At 73.3% G+C, this 26418-nt stretch carries 19 protein-coding genes; 8 read left to right on the plus strand and 11 right to left on the minus strand.

Features of this window, described 5'->3' with window-relative positions:
- Window positions 1-42 precede the first annotated feature (42 nt).
- Entirely contained in the window at window positions 43-690 is a 648-nt protein-coding gene (locus ABZ128_RS22730) for a DsbA family protein (protein WP_356850601.1), read from the minus strand.
- Between the two features lie 128 nt (window positions 691-818).
- Here ABZ128_RS22730 and pepN (ABZ128_RS22735) point away from each other — a divergent pair, with 128 nt between their 5' ends.
- Window positions 819-3371: an aminopeptidase N gene (pepN, locus tag ABZ128_RS22735; RefSeq protein WP_356850602.1), complete on the plus strand. Its 2553-nt coding sequence runs from the start codon at window positions 819-821 to the stop codon at window positions 3369-3371.
- 233 nt (window positions 3372-3604) lie between these two features.
- On the plus strand, window positions 3605-4564 hold the full coding sequence (locus tag ABZ128_RS22740) for a hypothetical protein (RefSeq protein ID WP_356850603.1): 960 nt from the start codon (window positions 3605-3607) through the stop codon (window positions 4562-4564).
- On the opposite strand, the gene ABZ128_RS22745 is transcribed toward ABZ128_RS22740, so the two are convergent.
- Together ABZ128_RS22745 and ABZ128_RS22750 are read right to left on the minus strand one after the other, a co-directional pair.
- Window positions 4540-5445, minus strand: coding sequence for a pyridoxamine 5'-phosphate oxidase family protein (locus tag ABZ128_RS22745; RefSeq protein WP_356850604.1), 906 nt, complete (start codon window positions 5443-5445; stop codon window positions 4540-4542). The genes ABZ128_RS22740 and ABZ128_RS22745 overlap by 25 nt on opposite strands.
- Window positions 5445-5903 carry a VOC family protein gene (locus tag ABZ128_RS22750; protein ID WP_356850605.1) on the minus strand — a complete coding sequence of 153 codons (459 nt, stop codon included), beginning with the start codon at window positions 5901-5903 and terminating at the stop codon, window positions 5445-5447. The genes ABZ128_RS22745 and ABZ128_RS22750 overlap by 1 nt, the downstream gene beginning before the upstream one ends.
- Before the next feature lie 132 nt (window positions 5904-6035).
- Between ABZ128_RS22750 and ABZ128_RS22755 the strand changes: the two genes are divergently transcribed.
- From ABZ128_RS22755 to pepN (ABZ128_RS22770), 4 genes are all read left to right on the plus strand, one after another.
- Window positions 6036-6596 carry a CGNR zinc finger domain-containing protein gene (locus tag ABZ128_RS22755; protein WP_356850606.1) on the plus strand — a complete coding sequence of 187 codons (561 nt, stop codon included), beginning with the start codon at window positions 6036-6038 and terminating at the stop codon, window positions 6594-6596.
- A gap of 274 nt (window positions 6597-6870) precedes the next feature.
- Complete coding sequence (locus tag ABZ128_RS22760; RefSeq protein ID WP_356850607.1) at window positions 6871-10200, plus strand: S8 family serine peptidase; 3330 nt, start codon at window positions 6871-6873, stop codon at window positions 10198-10200.
- 209 nt (window positions 10201-10409) lie between these two features.
- The gene (locus ABZ128_RS22765; RefSeq protein WP_356850608.1) at window positions 10410-11438 is read left to right on the plus strand and encodes an aspartate-semialdehyde dehydrogenase; all 1029 of its coding nucleotides are present in this window, start codon (window positions 10410-10412) and stop codon (window positions 11436-11438) included.
- A gap of 159 nt (window positions 11439-11597) precedes the next feature.
- Window positions 11598-14180: an aminopeptidase N gene (gene pepN, locus ABZ128_RS22770; protein ID WP_356850609.1), complete on the plus strand. Its 2583-nt coding sequence runs from the start codon at window positions 11598-11600 to the stop codon at window positions 14178-14180.
- A gap of 75 nt (window positions 14181-14255) precedes the next feature.
- On the opposite strand, the gene ABZ128_RS22775 is transcribed toward pepN (ABZ128_RS22770), so the two are convergent.
- The 4 genes from ABZ128_RS22775 to ABZ128_RS22790 form a co-directional block, all read right to left on the minus strand.
- The gene (locus ABZ128_RS22775; protein WP_356850610.1) at window positions 14256-15167 is read right to left on the minus strand and encodes a LysR family transcriptional regulator; all 912 of its coding nucleotides are present in this window, start codon (window positions 15165-15167) and stop codon (window positions 14256-14258) included.
- A gap of 10 nt (window positions 15168-15177) precedes the next feature.
- Complete coding sequence (locus ABZ128_RS22780) at window positions 15178-16113, minus strand: DMT family transporter (RefSeq protein WP_356850611.1); 936 nt, start codon at window positions 16111-16113, stop codon at window positions 15178-15180.
- A gap of 38 nt (window positions 16114-16151) precedes the next feature.
- Entirely contained in the window at window positions 16152-17075 is a 924-nt protein-coding gene (locus ABZ128_RS22785; RefSeq protein ID WP_356850612.1) for an EamA family transporter, read from the minus strand.
- A gap of 72 nt (window positions 17076-17147) precedes the next feature.
- Window positions 17148-18434, minus strand: coding sequence for an MFS transporter (locus tag ABZ128_RS22790; RefSeq protein WP_356850613.1), 1287 nt, complete (start codon window positions 18432-18434; stop codon window positions 17148-17150).
- Between the two features lie 130 nt (window positions 18435-18564).
- Between ABZ128_RS22790 and ABZ128_RS22795 the strand changes: the two genes are divergently transcribed.
- A complete protein-coding gene (locus ABZ128_RS22795) occupies window positions 18565-19059 on the plus strand; it encodes a MarR family transcriptional regulator (protein WP_356850614.1) in 495 nt (164 codons plus the stop codon).
- Between the two features lie 127 nt (window positions 19060-19186).
- Here ABZ128_RS22795 and ABZ128_RS22800 read toward each other — a convergent pair whose 3' ends face one another.
- From ABZ128_RS22800 to ABZ128_RS22810, 3 genes are read right to left on the minus strand one after another with little or no spacing between them, the layout of a single operon-like run.
- Window positions 19187-19426: a hypothetical protein gene (locus tag ABZ128_RS22800; RefSeq protein ID WP_356850615.1), complete on the minus strand. Its 240-nt coding sequence runs from the start codon at window positions 19424-19426 to the stop codon at window positions 19187-19189.
- 20 nt (window positions 19427-19446) lie between these two features.
- Entirely contained in the window at window positions 19447-21441 is a 1995-nt protein-coding gene (locus ABZ128_RS22805) for a 4-alpha-glucanotransferase (RefSeq protein ID WP_356850616.1), read from the minus strand.
- Window positions 21402-21707 (minus strand): hypothetical protein, encoded by a 306-nt coding sequence (locus ABZ128_RS22810; protein WP_356850617.1) that lies wholly within the window; start codon window positions 21705-21707, stop codon window positions 21402-21404. The genes ABZ128_RS22805 and ABZ128_RS22810 overlap by 40 nt, the downstream gene beginning before the upstream one ends.
- A 253-nt stretch (window positions 21708-21960) precedes the next feature.
- Here ABZ128_RS22810 and ABZ128_RS22815 point away from each other — a divergent pair, with 253 nt between their 5' ends.
- Window positions 21961-25011, plus strand: coding sequence for a beta-N-acetylglucosaminidase domain-containing protein (locus ABZ128_RS22815; RefSeq protein WP_356850618.1), 3051 nt, complete (start codon window positions 21961-21963; stop codon window positions 25009-25011).
- 820 nt (window positions 25012-25831) lie between these two features.
- Here ABZ128_RS22815 and ABZ128_RS22820 read toward each other — a convergent pair.
- On the minus strand, window positions 25832-26365 hold the full coding sequence (locus tag ABZ128_RS22820) for an HNH endonuclease (RefSeq protein WP_356850619.1): 534 nt from the start codon (window positions 26363-26365) through the stop codon (window positions 25832-25834).
- Between the last annotated feature and the right edge of the window lie 53 nt (window positions 26366-26418).

Consider the following 26418-nt stretch of genomic DNA (forward strand, 5'->3'; position numbering starts at 1 on the left):
ATCGCGGGGGTCTTCCGTGTGCTGCGCCGACTGCGCCGACTGCTACTCGAAGCTCGGCCCCGCGGTCCGGCTGCGCTTGATCTCGTAGAAGCCGGGGGTGGAGGCGACGAGCAGGGTGCCGTCCCACAGCCGGGCGGCGGCCTCGCCGCGCGGGGTGGGCGTGACGACCGGCCCGAAGAAGGCCACGTCGGCGCCGTCGGCGCCGGGCACGGAGATCACCGGGGTGCCGACCTCCTGGCCGACGCGGTCGATGCCGTTGTTGTGGGAGGCGCGCAGCACCTCGTCGTACTCGTCGGAGTCGGCGTAGGCGATCAGCTCCGCCGGGAGGCCGACCTCCTCCAGCGCGGCGGCGATGACCTCGCGGGTGTTGCCGAGGTCCTGGTTGTGGATGCGGGTGCCGAGCGCGGTGTAGAGCTTGCCCGTGACCTCGTCACCGTGCTTCTGCTGGGCGGCGATCACGACGCGCACCGGGGCCCAGCCCTTGGGGCCGAGCAGCTCGCGGTAGCGCTCGGGCAGCTCGTCGAGCTTGTTCTCGTTCAGCACGGCGAGGCTCATCACGTGCCAGCGGACCTCGACGTCACGGACCTTCTCGACCTCCAGCATCCAGCGGGAGGTCATCCAGGCCCAGGGGCAGAGCGGGTCGAACCAGAAATCGACCGGGGTCTTCTCTCGCACCTGGGTGTCGGACATGTCTCTCCTCGAATCGCATCGCATAAGGCATCAGGTCGTGTTCCCCCTCGCCAACCAGGCCGGGGGCGTGCGCATTCCCCCGTGGGAGGATTCGATCAGGTATAGCGAACACGCACGAAGGAGTGCACGTGCCCGGAGAGAATCTGTCCCGTGACGAGGCCCGCGAGCGGGCGGAGCTGTTGTCCGTCGACGGGTACGACGTGGTCCTCGACCTGAGGTCCGCCGTGGACGAGGCCGAACCGGCCGAGGGCCCGCGGACCTTCCGTTCGGTGACGACGATCCGCTTCCGGGCCGCCACCCCCGGCTCCGCCACCTTCGCGGACCTGATCGCCCCTGCCGTCAACTCCGTCGTCCTCAACGGCCGCGCACTGGACCCGGCCGCCGTCTTCGACGGGGCGCGGATCGCCCTGGAGGGGCTGGCCTCCGAGAACGTCCTGGTGGTGGACGCGAACTGCGCGTACAGCCGTACGGGTGAAGGTCTGCACCGCTTCGTGGACCCGGAGGACGGCGAGGTCTACCTCTACACGCAGTACGAGCCCGCGGACGCCCGGCGGGTGTACGCGAACTTCGAGCAGCCCGACCTGAAGGCCCCGTACCGCTTCGAGGTGACCGCGCCCGAGGGCTGGCAGGTGTGGAGCAACGGCGCGGAGGAGTCCCGGGAGGGCGGGGTCTGGCGGTTCGCCGAGACCGCGCCGATCTCGACGTACATCACCTGCGTGGTGGCCGGCCCGTACCACTACGTGACCGACACCTACACGCGCGGGGACCTGGTGATCCCGCTGGGCGCGATGTGCCGCAAGGGGCTGGCCAAGCACTTCGACGCGGACGACGTCTTCCTGGTCACCAAGCAGGGCTTCGACTTCTTCCACGAGCACTTCGACTACCCGTACCCCTTCGGCAAGTACGACCAGGCGTTCGTGCCCGAGTACAACCTCGGCGCGATGGAGAACCCGGGGATGGTGACCTTCCGCGAGGAGTACATCTTCCGGGGGAAGGTGACACGGGCGGCGTACGAGCGGCGCTGCAACACGATCCTCCACGAGATGGCCCACATGTGGTTCGGCGACCTCGTCACCATGAAGTGGTGGGACGACCTGTGGCTGAAGGAGTCCTTCGCGGACTTCATGGGCTCCTTCTCGCAGGTGGAGGCGACCCGCTTCGACCAGGCGTGGGTGACCTTCGCCAACAGCCGCAAGGCCTGGGCCTACCGCGCCGACCAGCTGCCGTCCACGCACCCGGTCACGGCCGACATCCGTGACCTGGAGGACGCCAAGCTGAACTTCGACGGGATCACCTACGCCAAGGGCGCGGCGGTGCTCAAGCAGCTCGTCGCGTACGTGGGCCGGGACGCCTTCCTGGAGGGCGCGCGGCGCTACTTCAAGGCCAACGCGTACGGGAACACGACGCTGGACGACCTGCTGTCGGTCCTCGGGGACGTCTCCGGCCGGGACATGGCCGAGTGGTCGCGGGCCTGGCTGCAGACAGCCGGGGTGAACGTGCTGACGCCGGTGGTGACCTACGACGCGGGCGGCCGGGTGACCGAGCTGGCGGTGCTCCAGGACGGCGAAGAGCTGCGCCCCCACCGGGTGGCGGTCGGCCTGTACCGGCGGGAGTCCGGCGCGCTGGTGCGCTACGCGCGGGCCGAGGCGGACGTGGCCGGCGTACGGACGGTCGTGGCGGAACTGGCCGGGCAGGAGCGGCCCGACCTGGTGCTGGTCAACGACGAGGACCTCACCTACTGCAAGGTCCGCTTCGACGAGGCCTCCCTGGAGACGCTGCGGGCGCACCTGGGCGAGCTCACGGACCCGCTGGCGCGGGCGCTGTGCTGGTCGGCGCTGTGGAACCTGACGCGGGACGGGCTGATGCCTGCGCGCGACTTCGTCTCCCTCGTGCTCGCCCACGCGGGCCGGGAGAGCGACGTGGGCGTGCTGCAGATGCTGCACTCCCAGGCGCTGACCGCAGTCACCCACTACGCGGCGCCCGGGTGGCGCGAGCAGGGCGGCAAGGCGCTGGCGGCGGGCGCGCTGCAGGAGCTGCGCCGGGCGGAGCCGGGCTCGGAGCACCAGCTGACCTGGGCGCGCTTCTTCGCGGCGGGCGCGGCGACGGAGGGCGACTTCCAGCTGCTGCTGGGCCTGCTGGACGGTTCGGCGCGGATCGACGGCCTGGAGGTGGACCAGGAGCTGCGCTGGGACTTCCTGCTGCCGCTGGCCGCGCAAGGCGCGGTCGACGAGTCCGTGCTGTCGGCGGAACTGGCGCGGGACGACACGGCCTCGGGCAAGCGCCACCAGGTGCGGTGCCTGGCGGCGCGGCCGTCGGCGGCGGTCAAGGACCAGGCGTGGGCGGCGGTGGTCGAGTCGGACGCCCTGTCGAACGCGCTGGTGGAGGCGACGATCGCGGGGATGCAGCAGTCCTCGCAGCGGGCCCTGCTGGCTCCTTACACGCAGCGCTACTTCGAGGTGATCGAGCGGATCTGGGCGGAGCGTTCGATCCAGATCGGCATGCACGTGGTGCGCGGGCTGTACCCGGCGCTGCAGGACGACCGGGCCACCCTGGAGGCCACGGACGCCTGGCTGGCGGCCCACGCCTCGGCCGCCCCGGCCCTGCGCCGCCTCGTGCTGGAGGCCCGCGACGACCTGGCCCGGGCCCTGCGCGCCCAGGCCTGCGACGCGGCCGCGGGGTAGGGCCGACGGCTCCTTCCCGCCCTGTCCGCCCCCGGGGTGGCCAGGGCGGGGAGAGGGCCCTGCCCAGCAATCCTGAGCGGCGGTCCTGGGCGGCGGTCCTGGGCGGCGGTCCTGGGCGGCGGCGCAGTTCATCGGCAGTCGAACGCCCGTACTTTAGCCCTGGCTTGTCCGGATTTGTCGACGGGAACGTAACAGGGGTTAGCGGGGCCGGGGCGGGCGGGAATCTCCGCGTCATGAACCACAACGCACCCCTCCCCCTCGCCCACCTCACCGCCAACCGCCCCCGGGTGATGACCCTGGCGCAGCTGCGCGAGCACGGCGTCACGGCCTCCGACGCCGCGGGGCGGCCCTGGCAGGAGATCCTGCCGGGGGTGTTCCTGCTCCACCCCGGCGCGGCCACCAGCGAGGAGCGGCTGCACGCCGCCCTGCTGTACGCGGGCCGCCGCGGCGGCGAGGTCATGATCACCGGGCTGGCGGCCCTGGCCCTGTACCGGTTCGGCTCCGCGCCCGCCCTGCTCGGCCTCGCACAGATCGACGTCCTGGTCCCGCACACCCGCCGGCTGCGCTCCGTCGGCAGCGTGCGCATCGTCCGGTCGCACACCCCGCCCCTCCCGCAGCAGGTGACCGGGCTGCCGGTGGCCCCGGTGGCGCGGGCCGTGGCCGACGCCGTCACGCAGCTCTCCGACGCCGGGACCGTACGCCGGCTGCTCAGCGAGGCCGTCCGCGGCGGACACTGCGAACCGGCCGCGATCGTGCGGGAGTTGACGGTGGCCCGGCTGCTGAACCGGCCGCACGTCGTGGACGCGGTCGAGTCCCTGCTCGCCGAGGGCCGGGCCATCGCCGAGGACCGCCTCTACCAGCTCGTACGGGGCTTCGAACTGCCCGAGCCGGTCTGGAACGTGGACCTGCGGATTCCCGGCGGTCCGCACCTCGGCGGGGTCGACGCGTACTGGCCGGAGCAGGCGGTGGCCGTGGAGATCGACACCCGCGCCCCCCGGCAGGGCGAGGACGAGCAGTGGTCGGAGGCGGTGCGCAAGCGGGAGACCCTGGAGCGGCTCGGGGTGACCGTCATCCACATCACCCCGCGCAAGCTCCGCGACTGGCCCGAGCAGCAGGCCGCGGTCGTCCGGACCGCCCTGACGGCGTCCGGCGACCGCGAACCCGCCGCCTACCTGGTGGTGCTCCCCCGGTGAGGTGGGAGCGCCGGGTTGGCCGGGGAGTACTCCGGCGCACTCCAGCGCAGCCGCCCGGGGTGCAGGCCCTCCACCACCGACGCCACGGTGAAGCGGACCCTGCGCGCCCCGTCCGCCGCGAACTCGGTCCGGGCCCGCCCGCTGAGCTGGAGCACCGACCCGCCCTCCCAGTCGGGGAAGAGCAGCCCGGCCCGCGGATCGGCCGCCAGGTTCCCCAGGGTCAGGAACATGGAGTTGCCCGGGTAGTCCGGCCAGGCCAGCTCGACCGGCGACAGCACCTCCACGAAGCCCGGGAAACCGCCCCGGTGGCTCGCGTCGGCCCCGTCCTCGGCGGTGGTCGCCACGAAGAAGGTGTCGGCGCGGCGGACGGCCCGCTCCTGGGCGGGGGTGAGGGAGCGCCCGCGCCGCACGACGCCGGGGCCTTCGGCGACCCGCTCCAGCGGCTGCCGCTTCTGGAGGTACTTCGGGCAGTTGGAGAAGACCTGCTCGGCCTCGACCGCGAAGCCGCTCCCGGTCACCTCCAGGGTCCCGTTGAGCCGCATCCGGCGCCGGGTGCGCGGGTCCAGGGCGATCGTCCCGACGCGGGTGCCGGCGGTCGCCAGCGCCCCGGCGAGCGGATCACCGGCCGGCAGACCGCCGGCGACGGCGATCCGGTGCGGACCGGTGGCCCGTACGAACCCGGGCGCACCGGTGAGCAGGGAGGCCCACAGGGCCCCCGCGGGGTCGGCGGCGCCGACGACCAGGTGCGGCTGCTGCTCCAGGAAGGCCGCGGCGACCTCGCGGATGCCGGCTCCGATCGACCGGCCGGCGTGCTCGGCGGCCCCGCGTACGCCGACCCGCTCCTGCACGTCCAGCGAGCCCTGGTGGTACGGGCCGGGCATTAGAAGAATCCGCAGGTCGGAGCCCCCGCGGTGGGGGCGGGCGCGTTCTCGGCGCCGGCCGGTACGGAGATCTCCAGGCGGGTGCCGTCGGGGTCGTGGAAGAAGATCCCGCCCGAGGCCCTGCCCTCGCCGTGCGCCACGACGCCCTCGTAGGCGAAGTCCGTGCCGAGCTCGCGCAGGCGCGCCTCGTACTCCCGTACCTGCTCGATCGTGTCGGCGGCCAGCGCCAGGTGGTGCAGTCCCGCCGCGGCGGGGACGTACGCGCCGTCGGCCTGCTGCCACAGCGTGAGGACGAGTTCCCCCTCGTGCCCGAGGAAGGCGAAGCGGCGGCCGTCCTCCTTGCCCTCGCCGAGGAGGGCGAAGCCGAGCGCGTCGCGGTAGAAGGCGAGCGAGCGGTCCAGGTCGGTGACGTTGAGGCCCACGTGGCTGGTGCGGAGCGTGCTGATGGCGGTCGTCATGACGGTCCCTTCCCCGGTGGACGAGCCCCGGGAATCCGAGTTTCTAACCTGCTAAATCGAGATTAGAGGTTAGAGGAAGGGCGTCAACCGCTCACGTACTCTTGAGGGGTTAGCAGTACGCGGGAGGCGGACATGACGACGGCGGACCCACGACCCCTGACCGGGGAACCGGTCTCCCTCGACCTGCTGAACACCCGCTGGATGCGCGAGGGCGAGCTCACCGACCTGTTCGCCGGCGCGTTCGGCCTGAGCCGGGTCGAAGGACTCGCCGTCTGGCTGCGGAGCACCGGGCTGGACGACCGCTTCCGGGCCGACGCCGCGACCCTGGTCCACCTGATGACCGCCCGCGAGGCACTGGCCCGGGCGGTCGCCGACCCGGCCGACGAGAGCGCGCGGGCGCTGGTCGACGCCGTACTGGAGCACGGCCGCATCCGGGCCACACTGACCGCCGAAGGACCGGGCGAGCGGGCCGAGTTCGACGACCCGTCCTGGGGGCCGGCCTGGACGGCCGCCCGCGACTACCTCGAACTGCTGCGCACCTCTCCCGACCGGATCCGCGCGTGCGCCTCCGAGACCTGCGTGCTGCACTTCCACGACACCTCGCGCAACGGCACGCGGCGCTGGTGCTCGATGGCCGTCTGCGGGAACCGGGCCAAGGCCTCGCGCCACTACGCGCGCACGCGCGAGCGCTGAGACGCCGAAAGTTGTCACACCCCGCCCTCGGCTGAACGCGGTCCCACCCTCGCCATACAGTCGGGATGTCTACAAATCCACTCTTCAACCCCTGGGATTCGTAGGGGTATGCCCTGGTACGGCGCCGATGGCGGCTCCTCCGAGCTGGCGAGAGTCCGCCATGGCAGGTCTCGGTCAATGACAAGGCTCCCCAAAGAGCTGTCACGTACGCAAAGCTGACCGGTCATCCGGCACCGAAATCCGGACCGTATCTTTCACTTATCCAGGGATGCTGATGACCCTCGAATCCCCCAGCTCCATATCCGGGGCCAGACGCGTCGCACGCGTCGCGGCCGCGGCCGGCCTGGTCGCCGCACTCGCGACCGCGGGCGCCGTGCCCGTGTTCGCGGCGACCGGCACCGGCGCGGGCACCCCGGGCACCGGCCCGGCGGTCAAGTCCGCGGACCAGAAGCTCGGTTCGGCCGACGCCGAGCTGCTGCAGGAGGCCAAGGCCAAGGGTGACGCGACCGTCACCGTCATGATGGCCACGGCCCCCGGCCAGACCAAGCAGGTCGCCGACCAGCTCGGCTCGGTCCAGGGCGCCTCGGTCGGCCAGACGAACGACAAGCTCGGCTACGTGCGCGCCACCCTGCCCACCGGCAAGGCGGACGCCGCCCTCAAGGCCGCGGCCAAGCTGTCCTCCGTGCACGGCATCGACCTGAAGCACGAGATCCAGCTGCCGGACCCGCGTCCCGACGCGGGCAAGGAGTCGGGCTCGGTCCAGAAGACGGCCTCCGAGGCCTACCCCGGGCCGGACAAGAACACCCCGGCGAAGAACCCGTACAACCCGTCCTTCGAGACCGGTGCGGTGGACTTCGTCGCCAAGAACCCGCAGGCCGACGGCCGCGGGGTCACCATCGGCATCCTGGACTCCGGCGTCGACCTCGGTCACCCCGCGCTCCAGAAGACCACCACCGGCGAGCGCAAGATCGTCGACTGGGTCACCGCGACCGACCCGATCCTGGACAACGACGCCACCTGGCGCGCCCAGATCACCCCGGTCACCGCCACCGGCGGCTCCTTCACCGCGGGCGGCCAGAGCTGGAAGGCTCCGGAGGGCTCGTTCCAGTGGAGCCGCTTCACCGAGTCGATCACCGCCAACGGTGACATGAAGGGCGACGTCAACCGGGACGGCGACACCACCGACCGGTTCGGCATGCTCTACGACCCGGCCGCCGGCACCGTCCGCGTCGACACCGACCAGGACGGCGACTTCACGAACAACGAGCCGATGAAGCCGTACAAGGACGGCTACCAGATCGGCTACTTCGGCACGGACAACCCGGCGACCGACGTCGCCGAGCGCATCCCGTTCGTGATCCAGATCCGCAAGGACGTCCCGATGGACCCGCTGGGCGGGGACTGGGTCGGCAAGAAGGCCGACTTCGTCAACATCGGCATCATCGAGTCCGAGCACGGCACGCACGTCGCGGGCATCACCGCCGCCAACAGCCTCTTCGGCGGCAAGATGAACGGCGAGGCGCCCGGCGCGAAGATCGTCTCCTCGCGCGCCTGCTCCTGGGCGGGCGGCTGCACCAACATCGCGCTGACCGAGGGCATGATCGACCTCGTCGTGAACCGCGGCGTGGACATCGTCAACATGTCCATCGGCGGCCTGCCGGCGCTGAACGACGGCAACAACGCGCGCTCCGAGCTCTACAAGAACCTCATCGACACCTACGGTGTCCAGCTCGTCATCTCGGCGGGCAACGAGGGCCCCGGTGTCAACACCATCGGCGACCCCGGTCTCGCGGACAAGGTCATCTCCGTGGGCGCTGCGGTCTCCAAGGAGACCTGGGCCGCCAACTACGGCTCCGGCGTGACCAAGAAGTACAACATGTTCCCGTTCTCCTCGCGCGGTCCGCGTGAGGACGGCGGCTTCACGCCGACCATCACCGCCCCCGGCGCGGCCATCAACACCACGCAGACCTGGCTGCCCGGTTCGCCGGTGAAGGAGGCCGGCTACGACCTGCCGGCCGGCTACTCCATGCTGCAGGGCACCTCGATGTCCTCGCCGCAGGCGGCGGGCGCCAGCGCCCTGCTGATCTCGGCCGCCAAGCAGCAGAAGATCGCGCTGACCCCGGCGAGCCTGCGCGTGGCGCTCACCAGCACCGCGAAGAAGATCGACGACGTCCCGGCGCACGCCCAGGGCGCGGGCCTGATCAACATCAACGCCGCGTGGGAGTCCATCCAGCGCGGTGCCAAGGCCAACGAGTTCACCGTCAAGGCGCCGGTCGACACCGCGATCGACCAGTTCCTGAAGACCCCGGGCTTCGGCACCGGCCTCTACGACCGCGAGGGCGGCCTGAAGGTCGGCCAGAAGAAGGTCTACGACGTCGTCGTGACCCGCACCACGGGCGTCAAGTACGGCACCCGGCACAACCTGAGCTGGCGCAACAACGACGGCACCTTCAAGGTCGTCGGCGGCTACGACTACGTCACCCTGCCGCTGAACAAGCCCGTCACCATCAAGGTCGAGGCCAACGTCAAGTCGGCCGGCGTCCACAGCGGCATCCTCCAGCTCGACGACGAGACCACCGAGGGCATCGACAAGCAGATCCTCGCCACGGTCGTCGCCTCCGCCCCGCTGGCCAAGCCGTCCTTCACGCTGTCGGACACCTCCTCCGTGCAGCGCAACAGCCACAAGTCGTACTTCGTCACCGTGCCGCAGGGCGCGAAGTCCCTTGAGGTCGCCCTCGGCGGTCTCGCGGCGGGCAGCCAGACGCGCTTCATCTCGATCCACCCCTACGGTGTGGGCGTCGAGGACAGCGCGACGACCCAGTGCTACCCGAACTACGACAACCCGGCCAACAAGTGCCGCCCCGACCTGCGGTCCTACGAGAACCCGCAGCCGGGCGTCTGGGAGATCGAGGTCGAGTCGCGCCGTACCTCCCCGCTGCTCGACAACCCGTTCAAGCTGGACGTCAGCGTCCTGGGCGCGGGCTTCGACCCGGCGGTCAAGGTCCTGCCCGAGGTGAAGCAGGGCACCCCGGCCCCGGTCCAGTGGACCGTCAAGAACGAGGCCGCGGCCATCTCCGGCGGCAAGCTCCAGGGCGGCCCGCTCGGCTCCGCGAAGGTCGCCAAGCCGACCATCGCCAACGGCGAGACCCAGACGACCACCGTCACCATCGGTGAGGGCGTCTCCCGCCTGGACGTCGCCATAGGCAAGGTCTCCGACACGGGCGCCGACCTCGACCTCGACGTCTTCAAGGACGGCGTGAAGGTCGGCTCCTCCGCGGACGGCGACTCCGAGGAGGCCGTGAGCCTGGTGAACCCGGCGGCCGGCACCTACACCTTCGTGGTCACCGGCTACGCGGTCCCGTCCGGCTCCACCACCTACGACTACCGCGACGTGTACTTCTCCTCGGCCCTGGGCTCCGTCCAGGTCGACGAGGCCGCCGCGGTGAACCTCGCCAACGGCGCCTCGGCGAACGTCTCGGCGAACGTCGTGGTGAACAGTGCGGCGCCCGAGGGCCGCCAGTTCTTCGGCCAGGTCAGCCTGCTCAACGCCCGCGGCACCGCCGCCGGCACCGGCAGCGTCCAGATCGAAAAGGTCCTCCCGTAGCTCCACCGGTTCCACACTGGAGGGGCGGTGCCACCGGGCACCGCCCCTCCGGGCTTTTCCGGGTCCGGCGACGTCGGCTACCGGACGGTAACCGGATTCACATCCCGGACACTGTCCGTTCCTCGGACAATGGATTGGACAAGCCTCGTGGGGTCGAACGCATGATGGCTTCACGCGCGCCCGCGTCGTACGCACCAGAAGGAGTCACCGTGAGGGTTGGAATCGTCGGAGCCACCGGCCAGGTCGGCGGAGTCATGCGCAGCATCCTCGCCGAGCGCAAGTTCCCGGTGGACGAGCTTCGGCTGTTCGCCTCCGCCCGTTCCGCCGGCTCCACCCTGGAGTGGGAGGGCAAGGAGATCACCATCGAGGACGCCTCGACGGCCGACTACACCGGCCTGGACATCGTGCTCTTCTCCGCAGGTGGCGCGACCTCCAAGGCCCTCGCCGAGAAGGTCGCCTCCCAGGGCGCCGTCGTGATCGACAACTCCTCCGCCTGGCGCCGCGACCCCGACGTGCCGCTCGTCGTCTCCGAGGTCAACCCGCACGCGATCAAGAACCGCCCCAAGGGCATCATCGCGAACCCGAACTGCACGACCATGGCCGCGATGCCGGTGCTCCGCCCCCTGCACGACGAGGCCGGCCTGACCTCTCTGGTCGCCACCACCTACCAGGCCGTGTCCGGATCCGGCCTGGCCGGTGTCGCCGAGCTCGACGGCCAGGTCAAGGCCGTCGCCGGCGAGGCGACCGCGCTCGTCCACGACGGCGAGGCCGTCGCGTACCCCGAGCCGGGCGTGTACAAGCGTCCGATCGCCTTCAACGTGCTGCCGCTGGCCGGCTCGATCGTGGACGACGGCTCCTTCGAGACCGACGAGGAGCAGAAGCTCCGCAACGAGTCCCGCAAGATCCTGGAGATCCCGGAGCTGAAGGTCTCCGGCACCTGCGTCCGCGTCCCGGTCTTCTCGGGCCACTCGCTCCAGGTCAACGCCCGCTTCGCCCGCCCGATCAGCGTGGAGCGCGCGTACGAGCTGCTGGGGGACGCCCCCGGCGTCGAGCTCTCGGAGATCCCGACCCCCCTGCAGGCGGCGGGCAAGGACGCCTCGTACGTCGGCCGCATCCGGGTCGACGAGACGGTCGACAACGGCCTCGCCCTGTTCGTGTCGAACGACAACCTCCGCAAGGGCGCCGCGCTGAACGCGGTCCAGATCGCCGAGCTCGTCGCGGCGGAGCTCCGCGGCTGACGCCGGTCGTACGGAGCGCGCAGGCAAAAAAAGGGGGCGGCACCGGACGGTGCCGCCCCCCTTTGCGTGGGTTGGCGGCATTCCGCGGTCGGCGGAAGGACCTGGTGGGCCCCACGTGGAAGGATGGCGGGCAACGTAACCATCGAAGGAGATGACCGCGTGCCAGGCACGAACCTCACCCGTGAAGAGGCTCAGCAGCGGGCGAAGCTGCTCACCGTCGACTCGTACGAGATCGAGCTCGACCTCCGCGGTGCTCAGGAGGGCGGCACGTACCCCTCCGTCACCACCGTGCGCTTCCAGTCCGCCGAGGCGGGCGCCGAGACCTTCATCGACCTGGTCGCCCCGGCCGTGCACGAGGTCGTCCTCAACGGCAAGTCGCTGGATGTGGCCGCGGTCTTCCGGGACTCGCGGATCGCACTGACGGGTCTGGCGGCCGGAGCCAACGAGCTGCGGGTCGTCGCGGACTGCGCGTACACCAACACCGGCGAGGGGCTGCACCGCTTCGTCGACCCGGTGGACGAGCAGGCGTACCTCTACACCCAGTTCGAGGTGCCGGACGCTCGGCGGGTCTTCGCCAGCTTCGAGCAGCCCGACCTGAAGGCGACGTTCCAGTTCACCGTGACGGCCCCCGAGGGCTGGACGGTCATCTCGAACTCCCCGACCCCGGAGGCCGCGGACGTCAAGGACAACGTCTGGCGCTTCGAGCCGACCCCGCGCATCTCCACCTACATCACCGCGCTGATCGTCGGCCCGTACCACGCGGTGCACAGCACCTACGAGGGCAAGGACGGGCAGTCCGTGCCGCTCGGCATCTACTGCCGTCCCTCGCTGGCCGAGTTCTTGGACGCGGACGCGATCTTCGACGTCACCCGGCAGGGCTTCGACTGGTTCCAGGAGAAGTTCGCCTACGACTACCCGTTCGCCAAGTACGACCAGCTGTTCGTGCCGGAGTTCAACGCGGGCGCGATGGAGAACGCGGGCGCGGTCACCATCCGCGACCAGTACGTGTTCCGCTCGAAGGTGACGGACGCGGCCTACGAGGTGCGGGCCGAGACGATCCTCCACGAGCTCGCCCACATGTGGTTCGGCGACCTCGTCACCATGGAGTGGTGGAACGACCTGTGGCTGAACGAGTCGTTCGCCACCTACACCTCGATCGCCTGCCAGGCGTACGCCGAGGGCTCGAAGTGGCCCCACGCGTGGACCACCTTCGCCAACTCGATGAAGACCTGGGCGTACCGGCAGGACCAGCTGCCCTCCACGCACCCGATCATGGCGGACATCCGCGACCTGGACGACGTCCTGGTCAACTTCGACGGGATCACCTACGCCAAGGGCGCCTCGGTGCTCAAGCAGCTCGTCGCCTACGTGGGCATGGACGCCTTCTTCAAGGGCGTGCAGGCGTACTTCAAGGCGCACGCCTTCGGCAACACGCGCCTGTCGGACCTGCTGGGCGCGCTGGAGGAGACCTCGGGCCGCGACCTGGCCGCCTGGTCCAAGGCGTGGCTGGAGACGGCCGGCATCAACGTCCTGCGCCCGCAGATCGAGACGGACGCGGGCGGCGCGATCACGGCCTTCGCCGTGCGCCAGGAGGCCCCGGCGCTGCCCGCCGGCGCCAAGGGCGAGCCCACGCTGCGCCCGCACCGGATCGCGATCGGCCTGTACGACCTGCGCGACGGCAAGCTGGTGCGCACCGACCGGATCGAGCTGGACATCGACGGCGAGCTGACGGCGGTGCCGGAGCTGGTCGGCCGCGCCCGGCCGGCCGTCGTCCTGCTGAACGACGACGACCTGTCGTACGCGAAGGTCCGCCTCGACGAGCAGTCCCTGGCCGCGGTCACCGCCCACCTCGGCGACTTCACCGAGTCGCTGCCGCGGGCCCTGTGCTGGGCCTCGGCGTGGGACATGACGCGCGACGGCGAGCTGGCCACCCGCGACTACCTCTCCCTGGTCCTGTCGGGCATCGGCAAGGAGTCGGACATCGGCGTGGTCCAGTCGCTCCACCGGCAGGTCAAGCTGGCCGTCGACCTGTACGCCGACCCGGCCTGGCGCGAGCAGGGCCTGGCCCTCTGGACCGAGGCGACGCTGGAGCACCTGCGCGGCGCCGAGCCGGGCAGCGACCACCAGCTGGCGTGGGCCCGGGCCTTCGCGGCCACCGCCCGCACCGAGGGGCAGCTGACCTACCTGTCCGCGCTGCTGGACGGCACGGCGGAGATCGAGGGCCTGGTCGTCGACACCGAGCTGCGGTGGGCGTTCCTGGAGCGCCTCGCCGCGACGGGCGTGGCGGACGAGGCGGCCATCGCGGCCGAGCTGGAGCGCGACCGTACGGCGGCGGGCGAGCGCCACGCGGCCACGGCGCGAGCCGCGCGTCCGACGGCCGAGTCCAAGGCGGCGGCGTGGGCTTCGGTGGTGGAGTCCGCGGACCTCCCCAACGCGGTCCAGGAGGCGGTGATCGGCGGCTTCGTGCAGACCGACCAGCGCGAGCTGCTGGCCCCGTACACCGAGAAGTACTTCGCGGTGGTCAAGAAGATCTGGGAGACCCGCAGCCACGAGATCGCCCAGCAGATCGCGGTGGGCCTCTACCCGTCCCTCCAGGTCTCGCAGGAGACCCTGGACGCGACCGACGCCTGGCTGGCCTCGGCCGAGCCGAACGCGGCCCTGCGCCGCCTGGTCTCGGAGTCGCGCGCGGGTGTGGAACGCGCCCTGAAGGCCCAGGCGGCGGACGCGGCCGCCGCGTCCTGACGCCACGGACGACGCCGTACGAGGGCGCCCCCGGTGCACACCGCACCGGGGGCGTCCCCCGTTTCCCGGCCCGGATCAGGCCAGGGCGGCCCGGGCCGCCGAGACCGTGCGCAGGGCGGCGACCACGTGGGCGAGGGCGGGGGCGTTCTCGGAGCCGCGGCGCAGCGCCGCGACCACGTGCCGGGTCGGCCGGTCGCGGGACAGGACCCGTACCGCCACCCCGGAGGCCCGGCTCGACACCATCCTCGGCACCAGCGCCACCCCCATCCCGGCCTCCACCATCGCGAGGATGGCGGTCCATCCCGAGGCCGCGTGGGCCTGTTCGGGCACGAACCCGGCCGCCTCGCAGGCCGTCCTCGCGATCTCCTGCCACGGTCCGCTGCCCCCGTAGATCCACGGGGCCTCGGAGAGGTCCGCCAGCCGCAGCTCCGGTGCGCCGGCCAGCGGGTGGTCCGGGGGCAGGGCCACGTCGAGGGGGTCCTCCAGGAGCACCATGCGGGTGAAGCGGGGGTCCCGGGCCGTCGGGGCGTGCGCCGCCAGCGACAGGGCCAGGTCGACGGCTCCGGCGGAGAGCAGCTCGTACGATTCCGCTGCCTCGGTCTCCCGTACGCGCACCGCCACGCCCGGGCGGGTCCGGCGCAGCTCCGCAACCGCGGGGACGACCAGCGCGGGCACGGCGGTGGAGAAGGCGCCGATCCGGACCTCTCCGGCGTCCCCGGCCAGGTACCCCGCCAGGTCCGCGTCGGCCCGTTCCAGCTGCGCGAACACCGCTTCGGCGTGCCGCAGGACGAGGTGGGCGGCATCGGTGAGGCGGACCCGGCGCCCCTGTGCCTCCAGCAGCGGCGCCCCCACCTGCCGGGCGAGGTTGGTCAGCTGCTGCGAAACGGCCGAGGGCGTCATGTGCAGCGCCTCGGCCGTCGCCGTCACGGTCCCCTGTTCGGCGAGGGTCCGCAGGATCCGCAGCTTCTTGATGTCCCACTCGGTCATGGGGGCGAACCTACCGCCGGCGGCCCGAGGCGCTCCCCAGGCCCACACCGCCCAGGATCAGTGCCATGCAGAGCAGTTGCGCCGGGCCGGTCGGCTCGTCCAGCAGCAGGTAGCCGAGCCCCGCGACGCACACCGGCTGGAGGTAGTAGACGACGCCGGCGCGGGCGGCGCCGATGATCGAGACGGCCTTGTTCCAGGCGAAGAAGGCCACGGCGGAGGAGAAGACCCCGACGTACAGCAGCGGTCCGACCGTCCCGGTGGTGGGCTGGAAGCCGCCCTGGACCGAGAGGGAGACGGCGTAGGCGGGCGCCAGCATCAGTGCGCCGAGGACGAAGGTGGTGAGCAGGAAGGCGAGTCCGCCCAGTTCGGCGGGCTTGCGCCGCAGCAGGGCGCTGTACGTGGCGAACGACAGGGCGGCGGCGAACATCCACAGGTCGCCGGCGCCGAAGTCGAAGCCGAGGGAGCCGTCCCCCACCAGCAGCAGCACGCCGAGCGCGGCGATCAGCAGGCCGAGGGTGCGCCGCGGTCCCAGCCGCTCACCGCCGAGGCGGGCGTACAGGGCCATCACGACGGGCGAGGCGGCCATGATCATGCCCATGTTGGAGGCGGATGTGGTCAGTCCGGCCTGGTGCACCAGCGTGTTGTAGAGGGCGACGCCGAAGAGCGAGGCGAGGGCGGTGTAGCCGAGGTGGCGCCGGATCAGGTCCCGCTGGAGCCAGGCCTGCCGGGCCGCGAAGGGCGCGACGGCGAGGCCGGCGATGATCCAGCGCCAGAAGACGGCCTGGACGGGCGGGACGGTGCCGGCCATCCCCCGGGTGGCGACGAAGCTGCCGGACCAGACGACCGTGGCGATCAGGGCGAGGAGGACGCCGAGCCCGGCGGCCCCCTTCCGGGCCTGAGCGGCTGCGCTGTGCGGGACGGTGCGGACGCGGTCCTGGACGGCCACGGTGGGTCTCTCCTCTGCTCGGGCGGGGTCGAGTGGACCTACCGTCGCACCCCTTCATCGGTCAGGTCCATCGAAAAGTTTCGATCGTTCTTTTCAGCAGAACTGAAAGGTCGCGCGGCGAAGAGCTGCCCGGCGACGGTGGCGCCGAAGGCGATCGCCATGCCGAGGAGCTGGACGGGCGACAGCGCCTGACCGAGGGCCGCCCAGCCGATGACGGCCGCGGTGAGGGGCGAGAGCGGGCCGAGCAGCGTGACGGAGGTGGCGGTGAGCCGGCCGATGCCGCGGAACCAGAGCCAGTACGCGATCCCGGTGTTGATCAGCATCATGTACCCGTAGCCGAGGAAGGCCTTGCCGTCGAGCGCGGGCGGCGCCCCCTCGACGAGGGCGGCGACCGGGATGATGACCAGGCCGCCCGCGGTGAGCTGCCAGCCGGTCAGGGCCAGCGGGCCGACCCCCTCCGGGCGGCCCCAGCGCTTGGTCATGACGGTGCCCGCGGCCATGGAGGCGGAGGAGACGACACCGGCGAGGATGCCGACCGCGTCCAGCCGGGCCTCGGCGGTGAGCACGACCATGCTCACGCCCAGGGCCCCGGCGACGGCGGCGAGTACGGTACGCAGCCGTGCGCGCTCGCCCAGCACCAGGGCGGCGAGTCCGACGACGAACAGCGGACCGGCCGAGCCGAGCACGGCCGCGACACCCCCGGGCAGTCGGTAGGCGGAGAGGAAGAGCAGCGGGAAGAAGGCGCCGATGTTGAGCGTGCCGAGCACCGCGGACTTCCACCACCACTGCCCGCGGGGCAGCGTACGGGACAGGGCGGTGAGCAGCAGTCCGGCGGGCAGGGCCCGCATCACACCGGTGAACAGGGGCCGGTCGGGCGGCAGCAGTTCGGTGGCGACGGCGTAGGTCGAGCCCCAGGAGACGGGGGCGAGGGCGGTCAGGGCGACGGTGGCGATGCGCTTCATGGCGGGTGACTCCTCGGGCAGTTGAGGAACGCGGAGGGGAGGTGGCCCCGGCTTCCGGACCGGGCCGGGGGGCTACGCGGCGGCGGGGGTGGCCCCGTCCCGCGGCTGCGCGCCCGCGACCGCCACGGGCGGCTCCGCCCGTACGGCTTCGGCCGGCAGGTGCCGCTCCAGCCGAACCAGGGCCAGGGCGGCGCCGGCCGCGGTGAGGGTGAGCAGGGCCCAGGGCAGGCGGCCGTCGACGGAGAGCAGGGCGGTGAAGAGGGAGGGGGCGAGGGCGGTGGCCAGCGAGTAGGACAGCTGGTAGGTGGCGAGGTAGCGGCCGCGGACGGCTTCGGGGGCGGCCGAGACCGACAGGGCGCCACCGGAGGGGCTGTGCACCAGTTCGCCGAGCGTGTAGAGGACCACGACGGCCAGCAGCGCGACGAGGGTGGCGCCCTGCCCGGGGCGGACCGTGCCCAGCACGATCTGCCCCACGAAGGCGGCGGCGAAGAGCAGCGCCCCGAGGGCGGCCGAGCGGGTGCGGCGGGCGCCCGAGCGGCGGACCCGGCCCGCGACGAGGACGCCGATCCCGGCGCACATCACGGTGTTGACGGTGAACGCCGCTCCGGTGAGGGAGTCGGGCCCGTGCAGCCAGGTGGCGATGTAGAGCGGGAAGAGCACGGACAGGGCCGCGTAGCCCAGCGCCATCAGGAAGTTGGCGGCGGTCAGCCCGAGGAAGGGCCGGTCGCGCAGCACCATCCGGTATCCGGCGGGCGGCCGCTTGGCGGAGGCGGACTGCGCGTCGCGCACCGGGCGGACCCGGCTGACGAGCAGTCCGGCCACGGCGAAGGCCAGCGCGTTGGCGTAGGCGGTGTAGCCGAAGGCGCCGGTCCCCCACAGGGCCAGCACCCCGGAGACGATCATGGCGCCCGCACCCATCCCGGCGTTCTGCAGGGCCCGCAGGGAGGCCTGGAGCCGGTCCCGGGCGCCGCCGCGCGCCACCTCCCCGATCAGGGACTGCTGGGCGACGGGGAACGACCGGTCGGCGAGGGCGGTGACGAGCGCGACGGCGGCGAAGGCGGGCAGGGAGTCGGCGAAGGGGTAGAGCGCGAAGCCGAGCGAGCGCATCGCGTACAGCGCGAGGTTGACCCGCCGGGCGCCGAAGCGGTCCACCGCGGAACCGGCCATCGGCATGAACGCCAGCCCGGCCAGGCCGGTCGCCGTGAGCACCAGGCCGACCGCGGCGAAGGAGAGGCCGGTGACGTGGTGGAAGAAGACCAGCGAGAAGGGGACGTACATGCCGATCCCCACGGCGCTGATGCCCGCCCCGACGAGCAGGGGGCGCTCCCCCGGGACCCGTATCTCCGTGGACGCCGCCATCGTTCCTCCCCCGGTCAGGACCCCTGGTCAGGCCCAAAAGATTGCTTGATGGAAAGTAGCTTACTCCTAAGCTACTTTCCGTCAAGCAACTTTCTTGCGGACGATCGGGAGGAGACCGGATACTGCCGCCATGACCGAGCCCAAGAAGGACGCCGTCGACGCGATCATCGACCAGTGGCACGCGGTGCGACCGGACCTGGAAACCGCCCCCATGGCCGTCTTCGGCCGGATCTACCGGATCGCCCGGGCCATGGGAGACGAAATGGAACGGGCCTACGCCCGCTTCGGGATCTCGCGCGGCGAGTTCGACGTCGTCGCCACGCTGCGCCGCTCCGGCGCTCCGTACACGCTCTCGCCGCGCCAGCTCTCGGCCACGCTCATGCTCACCACGGGCGGTATGACCGGGCGCCTGGACAAGCTGGAGAAGGCCGGCCTGCTCTCGCGCACGCCGGATCCGCACGACCGGCGCGGCCTCCAGGTGACGATCACCGACCGCGGGCTCGCCCTCATCGACGAGGCGGTCGCCGCCGGTCTGGAGGTGCAGCGCGCCGCGCTCACCGGGCTGGAGGACGAGGAGGTCGCCGTCCTGACCGGCCTGCTCCGCAAACTGCTGGCCGGCGTCTAACGACCGGCGGGCAGCCCCGGGCTCGTGGACAGCACGACGGGGCGCCGGGGGTCCGCACCGGTGCCGAGGGCATCGGCGTGCGGACCCCCGGCGCCCCGGAAGTCGAGTGGGTGCTGACCCTGCGGGTTCAGCCCTGCTTCTGCTGCTTGCGCGACTTGTCGCCCACCATCACGAGACCCGCGATGACCAGGAACAGCAGGATCGGCGCGCCCACGTACAGGCCGAGGGTCTGGGCGATGCTCAGGCCCTTGCCCGGGTCGTCGCCGTCGTCGCGGGTCAGCGCGAGCGCGGGAGACGTCATCAGCAGCATCATCAGCGTCGATCCGGCCGTGACGGCGCCGGCGCGCAGAGCGTTCTTCTTGTCCACGGTGCAAACGTAGCGAACACCTAAACGGCCCGCGCGCCCGGGGGTGCCGTACGGGCGCACGCACCCTCCCGCACGGCGCTCAGCAGGGCGTTCGCCCGGCGCGACGCGACGAGCGCCTCCAGGGTCAGCGGCCGGCCCTCCGCGTCGGCCAACGGCAGCCGCCAGTTGGGGTACTGGTCCCAGGTCCCCGGCAGGTTCTGCGGCCGCCGGTCCCCGACGGCATCGGGCAGCCAGACGCCGACCAGCCGTGCCGGGGTGCGCAGCAGGAACGCGTACAGCGCCCGCACGGCCGCCTCCTCGCCCTTGGTGTCCAGGCCGAGGTCCTCCAGTACGTCCAGCCACTCGGCGGTGTCGGCGGCGTCCTGCGCCCGCTCCTGCTCCAGCGGGCGGGTCAGCAGACCGAGGCGGTCGCGCAGATCCACGTGGGCGCCCGCCAGCTTGGCCGCCGTCGGCGGCAGGTCGTGGGTGGTGGCGGTGGCCAGGCAGTCCGCCCGCCAGTCCGCCGGGGCCAGCGGCTGCCCGTCGCCGGCCCAGTCGCGCTCGAACCACAGCACGGAGGTGCCGAGCACCCCGCGCCGGGCGAGCGCCCGCCGGACCCGCGGCTCCACCGTCCCGAGATCCTCGCCGATCACGAGGGCCCCGGCGCGGTGGGCCTCCAGGACCAGGACCGCCAGCATCGCCTCGCCGTCGTACGCCACGTACGTGCCCTCGGCGGGCGGGGTCCCCTCCGGGATCCACCACAGCCGGAACAGGCCCATGACGTGGTCGATCCGCAGGGCGCCCGTGGCGCGCAGCACCCCGCGCAGCAGCGCCCGGAACGCCGCGTAGCCGGAGGCGGCCAGCGCGTCGGGCCGCAGCGGCGGCAGCCCCCAGTCCTGGCCGCGCGCGTTGAAGGCGTCGGGCGGGGCACCGACCGTCGAGCCGGTGGCGTGGACTCCGGGGGCGGTCTGGACGTCGGAGCCCGCCGGGTGCACCCCGACGGCCAGGTCGTGGACGATGCCGACCGCCATCCCCGCCTCCCGGGCGGCCCGCTGCGCGGCGGCGAGCTGGGTGTCCGTCAGCCAGACCAGCCAGCGGTGGAAGTCGGCCCGCGCCGCCGGGTCCTCCCCGGTGGCGGCCGCGCACCAGGCGGCGTGCCGGTCCAGCGGCTCCCCCTGCTCGGCGCAGAACTCGCGGTAGGCGGCCTCCCGTTCGGGGGAACGGGGGACGGCGTACAGCAGTTCCAGGGCCGTGCGCTTGAGGGCCCAGACGGCGACCCGGTCGATCAGTGCCCCCTTCTCCAGGACCCGGCGGCGCAGCTCCCCGCCCCGGGCGGCGAGTTCGGCCAGGGTCTCCTGGTCGGGGCAGGCGCCGTGTTCGGGGAGGTCCTCGACCCGCAGGTGCACGGGGTCGGGGAAGCGCCGGGAGGACGGCCGGTACGGGGAGGGGTCGGTCGGGGCCCCCGGAACGGCCGCGTGCAGCGGGTTGACCTGGATGAAGGCGGCCCCGTGGGTACGCCCGGCCCAGCGGGCGAGGTCGGCGAGGTCACCGAGGTCGCCCATGCCCCAGGACCGCTCGGAGAGCAGGGAGTACAGCTGGACGAGCAGCCCGTGGCCCCGCTCGGGCGCGGCCGGGGCCCGCTCCGGGGCCACGATCAGGGTGGCGGCCCCGGAGCGGCCGTCGGGGGTCTCGGCGTGGAGCCGGTGCACGCCCAGCGGAGGCACCCCGCCCGTCTCGGCGCCCGCCGCCTCGTCCCCCTCCAGCCGGGTCCGGGTCCCGGGGGGCAGGGCGGCCAGCGCCGCGGGCGGCTCCGAGCCGGCCCACCACACCAGCACGGGCGGCAGCAGGCGCTCCGCCCGGGCGCGCTCGGCCTCGGCGAGGGCCTGGCGCACGGACTCCGGGGTGGCGGCGTCCACCCCCAGCTGCCCGAGCACCGCGGCGACGGTGGCATCCGGAACCCGGACGGTGACGTCCTCGGCGGGCTGGTAGGAGGTGGCTACGCCGTGGAGTACCGCGAGCCGGGCGAGGTCGTCCATGTGAGTCCCTGAGGTGTGGTCGCCTGCGGCGATGTCCAGTCGTCCACGGCATCTGCCGCGGCGGAAAGGGTCGGCTCGCTCGTCAGCGGTGCCTCTTCCGTGAGCGGGGGCTCACTGGTCAGCGGCGCGTACGCGGAGCCGGCGAGCGGGGGCTCGCTGGTGAGGGGGCCGTCGACGGGCCCGGCCTGCGCGGGCAGGTGGGCGAGCGGCGGACGTTTGACCGGGGCGGTGGCGATGGTCTGCAGGGTGCGGACTGCGGTGTCCATGGTGAGCGCTCTCCTTCTTCCGTAGGGACTATGAGTGTGTGTCAGGCCCACGGAACGGCGCCGGGGAATTACACGTGTATGTCAGACCCTTCGAACAAAGCCCGGGAACATCGCAGCCATACCCACCCGGGAGCCGCGCATTCCTGGCGTATCCAGGTCAGAACACCCGCCCGCATTGACACCCCGGCCACCCGGGTGGTGGGCTCGGGCTCATTCGTACGACCGGGGGAACGACTCGGGACGGGGAGGCTCCGTGCAGCTCAGGGGCAGCAGGCGGACGACTGCCGCGGCCATCGCGGTCATCGGGACGCTGCTCGGCGGCGCGGTGTCCGCGGGGCCGCCGACGGCGTTCGCGGTGCCGACGGCGCCGGTCGTACCGGTCCCCGACCCCGTGCCCGACCCGGGCCGCGGCCCCGCTGCCGGTTCCGGCGGGCCGGGCGCGGGACCGGTGCTCGATCCCGGCTCCGATGCACCGCGAGCGGCCTCCGAGGGGCCCGCGGTGTGGCCCCGGCCCCAGTCGATGACCGCCGATGCGGCACGGGACGTGCCGTTGGGGGCGGAGGCCGTACTCGTCCTCGCCGCGGACGCCGACCCGTACGCCGCCGAGGTGATCCGCACCGCCCTGCGCGGGGCGGGCGTACGGACCCTGCACGAGACGGCCCCCGGGGCTGCCCTGCCCGAACGGGGCACCGTCGTACGGCTCCAGGGGCCCGACGCGCAGGACGCCCTGCGGGAGCTGGGCGCGACCGCCGCCGGGGACCTGCCGAACGGGGGCTACCGGCTGGCCGTGGGACGGGCCGCGGGCCGGGACACGGTGGCGCTGGCCGGCGTCGGGGAGGAGGGCCAGTTCCACGCGGCCCAGACCCTGCGCCAGCTGCTGGCCGCGGGCCGGGCCAAGGTGCCCGGGGTGCTGGTGCGGGACTGGCCCAGCTCGCCCGTACGCGGGATCACCGAGGGCTTCTACGGGCAGCCGTGGACGCGGGAACAGCGGCTCGCGCAACTGGACTTCATGGGCCGGACCAAGCAGAACCGGCTCCTGCTCGCGCCCGGCGACGACGCGTACCGCACCACGCAGTGGCGCGAGGAGTACCCCCGGGAGCAGCAGGAGGAGTTCCGGGAGCTGGCCGAACGGGCCCGCGCCAACCGGGTGGTGCTGGGCTGGGCGGTGGCCCCGGGCCAGTCGATGTGCCTGGCCTCGGCGGCGGACCGGGCGGCCCTGGCCCGCAAGCTGGACGCCATGTGGGACCTGGGTTTCCGGGCCTTCCAGGTGCAGTTCCAGGACGTCAGCTACACGGAGTGGGGCTGCCGGGCGGACCGGGTGCGCTACGGGACCGGGCCGGCGGCGGCCGCGAAGGCGCACGCGGAGGTCGCGGGCGAGCTCGCCGCCCACCTGGCGGCCCGGCACCCGGGGGCGGCGCCGCTGTCGCTGCTGCCGACGGAGTACCACCAGAAGGGCGCGACGGCGTACCGGACGGCGCTGTCCGCACGGCTGGACCCGCGCGTGGAAGTGGCCTGGACGGGCGTCGGCGTGGTGCCCCGCACGATCACCGGCAAGGAACTCGCCGGGGTGCGGGGCGCCTTCGCACAGCACCCCTTGGTCACCATGGACAACTACCCGGTCAACGACTGGGACCCCGGCCGCATCTTCCTCGGCCCGTACGCGGGACGCGAACCGGCGGTGGCGAGCGGCTCGGCGGCCCTGATGGCCAACGCGATGCCGCAGGCCGCGCTGTCGCGGATCCCGCTGTTCACGGTGGCGGACTTCGCGTGGAACCCGAACGGGTACCGGGCCGGGGCGTCCTGGGCGGCGGCGGTCGCCGACCTTGCGGGGCCGGACCAGCGGGCCCGGCGGTCGCTGGCGGCGCTGGCCGGGAACTCGGCGTCCTCGACGCTGGCCCAGCCGGAGTCGGGATACCTGCGGCCCCTGGTGGACGAGTTCTGGCGGACCCGCGCCTCAGGGGACCGGGCGGCGGCCGACCGGCTGCGGGCGGAGTTCACGGCCATGCGGGAGGCACCGGAGCGGCTCTCCGGCCTGCCGGGGCTGGGCGGCGGGGCCGACGGCTCCGGCGAGGCCGGGCCCTGGGTGGCGCGGCTGGCGGCCTACGGCGCGGCGGGGGAACTGGCGCTGGACGTCCTCCAGGCCCAGTCCCGCGGTGACGGGGCGACCGCCTGGAAACAGGCGCAGGCGCTGGCGCAGGCCCAGCGGGGGCTCGCCGAGCCGAGCGCGGCCCGCGTGGACAAGGCCGTACTGGAACCGTTCCTCGCCCGCGCGGCGGCCGAGTCGGACGCCTGGACGGGAGCCGCGCGGCAGACCGGCAGGGTCTCGCAGGGCTCCCAGGCGTGGACGGTGCAGTGGGACGGTGCCCGGCCCGTGTCCGTGGTGACGGTCATGACGGACCCGCTGCCGCCGGGATCGCGGGGCGCGGCCGTGGAGGCGCACGTCCCGGGCGAGGGCTGGCGCAAGGTCGGCGAGGCCGCGGCGTCCGGCTGGACCCAGGCGGACCTCGGCGGGCTCCGGGCGGATGCCGTCCGGCTGAGCTGGTCGGGGCCGGCGCCGGCGGTGCACCGGGTGGTGCCGTGGCTGGCGGACGGGCCGGAGGCCGCGTTCGACCTGGCGGCCGAGCCCGTCGACGTGGAGATCGGCGGGGCCCCGCGGGTGGTCTCGGCGGAGCTGTCCGCGCTGCGGCCCGGTGAGGTGCGGGGGCCGGTGTCGGCGGCGCCGCCGCCGGGGGTGCAGGTGGTGGTGCCGCCCGGCGAGGCGGTGGCTCCGCGGGGGGCGCGGGTGTCGGTGCCGGTGTCGGTGACGGTGCCGGCGGGTACCCCTGCGGGGACGTACCCGGTGCCGGTCACCTTCGCGGGCCAGACCCGGACCCTCACCGTCCGGGCGGTCCCGCGCACGGGCGGCCCGGACCTGTTCCGCTCGGCGCGGGCCTCCTCGTCGGCGGACGAGACGCCGGCCTTCCCGGCGTCCGCGGCGGTCGACGGCTCGGCGGCGACCCGCTGGTCGTCCCCGGCGGTGGACGGTGCCTGGTGGCAGGCGGAGCTGGCGGCGCCGGCGCGGGTGGGGCGGCTGGCGCTGCAGTGGCAGGAGGCGTACCCGTCGGCGTACCGGGTCGAGACCTCGGCGGACGGGGTGACGTGGCGGCCGGCGGCCAGGGTTGCGGCGTCGCGGGGCGGGGCGGAGTCGGTGTACCTGGCCCCGGACCCCACGCCGATCCGCTTCCTCCGCATCACGTGCGAACGCCGCGCCACGCGCTACGGCTGCAGCCTCATCACGGCGGAGGCCTACGCCGTGACCCCGTAACGGGACCGCCCCGGGCCCCCGGCGGCACCACCGCTCACCAACGCCCCACGACCGGGCCGTACTTCCCGGGCGGCGCTCCCGCGGGAACGGCCTGCGACCGGGGCGGCTCCGCCGGCAGCCTGCCACAGCTCGGGAACGGCCTGCGGCCGGGGCGGGCTCCGCCGGCAGTGTGCCGCCGCTCGGGATCGACCTCGGCGGGCCGGGGCTTCGCCGGCTTCGGTGTCGTTGCTCGGGAGCGTGGGGTGGCGGGGTGGTGCCACTCCGGAAGTTCGTCTCGGCTCGCGGATCCTGGCGGGATCGCGAACGGACGCGGCGGTGACCGCTCATCCTCGACTCACCACCGCAGTGTCCCCACCCCGCCCGCACATCTCCCTCCGGTTGAGGCACGGGCACGGCAAAGCGAGCCCCGCCCTTGAGGCACGGGCCCGCCAAATCCAGCCCCGCCGGCGATTGAGGCGCGGGGGTCCGGGGGCTGGCCCCCGGCAACGGCGCCGCACAGGCAACCGAACCTGCCCATCCCAACCATGAACCTGCCCCCCAACCTCTCGGCACGGGCGCGCCAAATCCAGCCCCGCCGGCGTTTGAGGCGCGGGGGTCCGGGGGCTGGCCCCCGGCAACGGCGCCGCACAGGCAACCGAACCTGCCCGCCCCGTACTTCGGACACGGGCCGACCAAAACCAGCCCCGCCGGCGATTGAGGCGCGGGGGTCCGGGGCCGGCCCCCGCAACGGCGCCGCACGGGCAGCCCGGGGCCCCGGGCTTGAGGGGTGCGGCCGCCAAAGGCCGTGCCGCCGGCGGTGGGGCGGGGCCCGGACAGGCGGTTAGGAGGCGGCGCCGATGCGGGCCAGGGCGTCGTCCGCCCCGTACGGCTGGAGGTACGGCATCCACCGGGGGTCACGGTGCCCCGTGCCGATGATCCGCCACGCCAGCCCCGACGGCGGAGCCGGCTGGTGCCGCAGGTGCCAGCCGAGGTCCACCAGGTGGCGGTCGGCCTTGACGTGGTTGCAGCGGCGGCAGGCGGCGACCACGTTGTCCCACACGTGCTGGCCCCCGCGGCTGCGCGGGATCACGTGGTCGACACTGGTGGCGACCGCGCCGCAGTACATGCAGCGCCCCCCGTCGCGGGCGAACAGCGCGCGGCGGGTGAGTGGAACGGGCCCCCGGTAGGGGACCCGCACGAAGCGCTTGAGCCGGACCACGCTGGGAGCGGGGACGGCCCGGGTCGCGCTGTGCAGAAAGGCGCCGGATTCCTCCAGGGAGACTGCTTTGTTCTCCAGGACGAGGACGAGCGCGCGGCGGAGCGGTACGACGCCGAGGGGCTCGTACGACGCATTGAGGACCAGGACGTGCGGCACGGACTGCCTCCTTGTACGCCGGCGGCGCGTGGCTCGCGCCGGGACGATCTGCT

The organism is Streptomyces sp. NPDC006326 (assembly GCF_040612915.1).
Lineage (GTDB): Bacteria > Actinomycetota > Actinomycetes > Streptomycetales > Streptomycetaceae > Streptomyces.

Coding starts and splice junctions, on each gene's coding strand:
- ABZ128_RS22730 (WP_356850601.1), bottom strand. CDS start 690: ATGTCCGACACCCAGGTGCGAGAGAAGACCCCGGTCGATTTCTGGTTC.
- ABZ128_RS22740 (WP_356850603.1), top strand. CDS start 3,605: ATGAACCACAACGCACCCCTCCCCCTCGCCCACCTCACCGCCAACCGC.
- ABZ128_RS22745 (WP_356850604.1), bottom strand. CDS start 5,445: ATGCCCGGCCCGTACCACCAGGGCTCGCTGGACGTGCAGGAGCGGGTC.
- ABZ128_RS22750 (WP_356850605.1), bottom strand. CDS start 5,903: ATGACGACCGCCATCAGCACGCTCCGCACCAGCCACGTGGGCCTCAAC.
- ABZ128_RS22755 (WP_356850606.1), top strand. CDS start 6,036: ATGACGACGGCGGACCCACGACCCCTGACCGGGGAACCGGTCTCCCTC.
- ABZ128_RS22760 (WP_356850607.1), top strand. CDS start 6,871: ATGACCCTCGAATCCCCCAGCTCCATATCCGGGGCCAGACGCGTCGCA.
- ABZ128_RS22775 (WP_356850610.1), bottom strand. CDS start 15,167: ATGACCGAGTGGGACATCAAGAAGCTGCGGATCCTGCGGACCCTCGCC.
- ABZ128_RS22785 (WP_356850612.1), bottom strand. CDS start 17,075: ATGAAGCGCATCGCCACCGTCGCCCTGACCGCCCTCGCCCCCGTCTCC.
- ABZ128_RS22790 (WP_356850613.1), bottom strand. CDS start 18,434: ATGGCGGCGTCCACGGAGATACGGGTCCCGGGGGAGCGCCCCCTGCTC.
- ABZ128_RS22795 (WP_356850614.1), top strand. CDS start 18,565: ATGACCGAGCCCAAGAAGGACGCCGTCGACGCGATCATCGACCAGTGG.
- ABZ128_RS22805 (WP_356850616.1), bottom strand. CDS start 21,441: ATGGACGACCTCGCCCGGCTCGCGGTACTCCACGGCGTAGCCACCTCC.
- ABZ128_RS22810 (WP_356850617.1), bottom strand. CDS start 21,707: ATGGACACCGCAGTCCGCACCCTGCAGACCATCGCCACCGCCCCGGTC.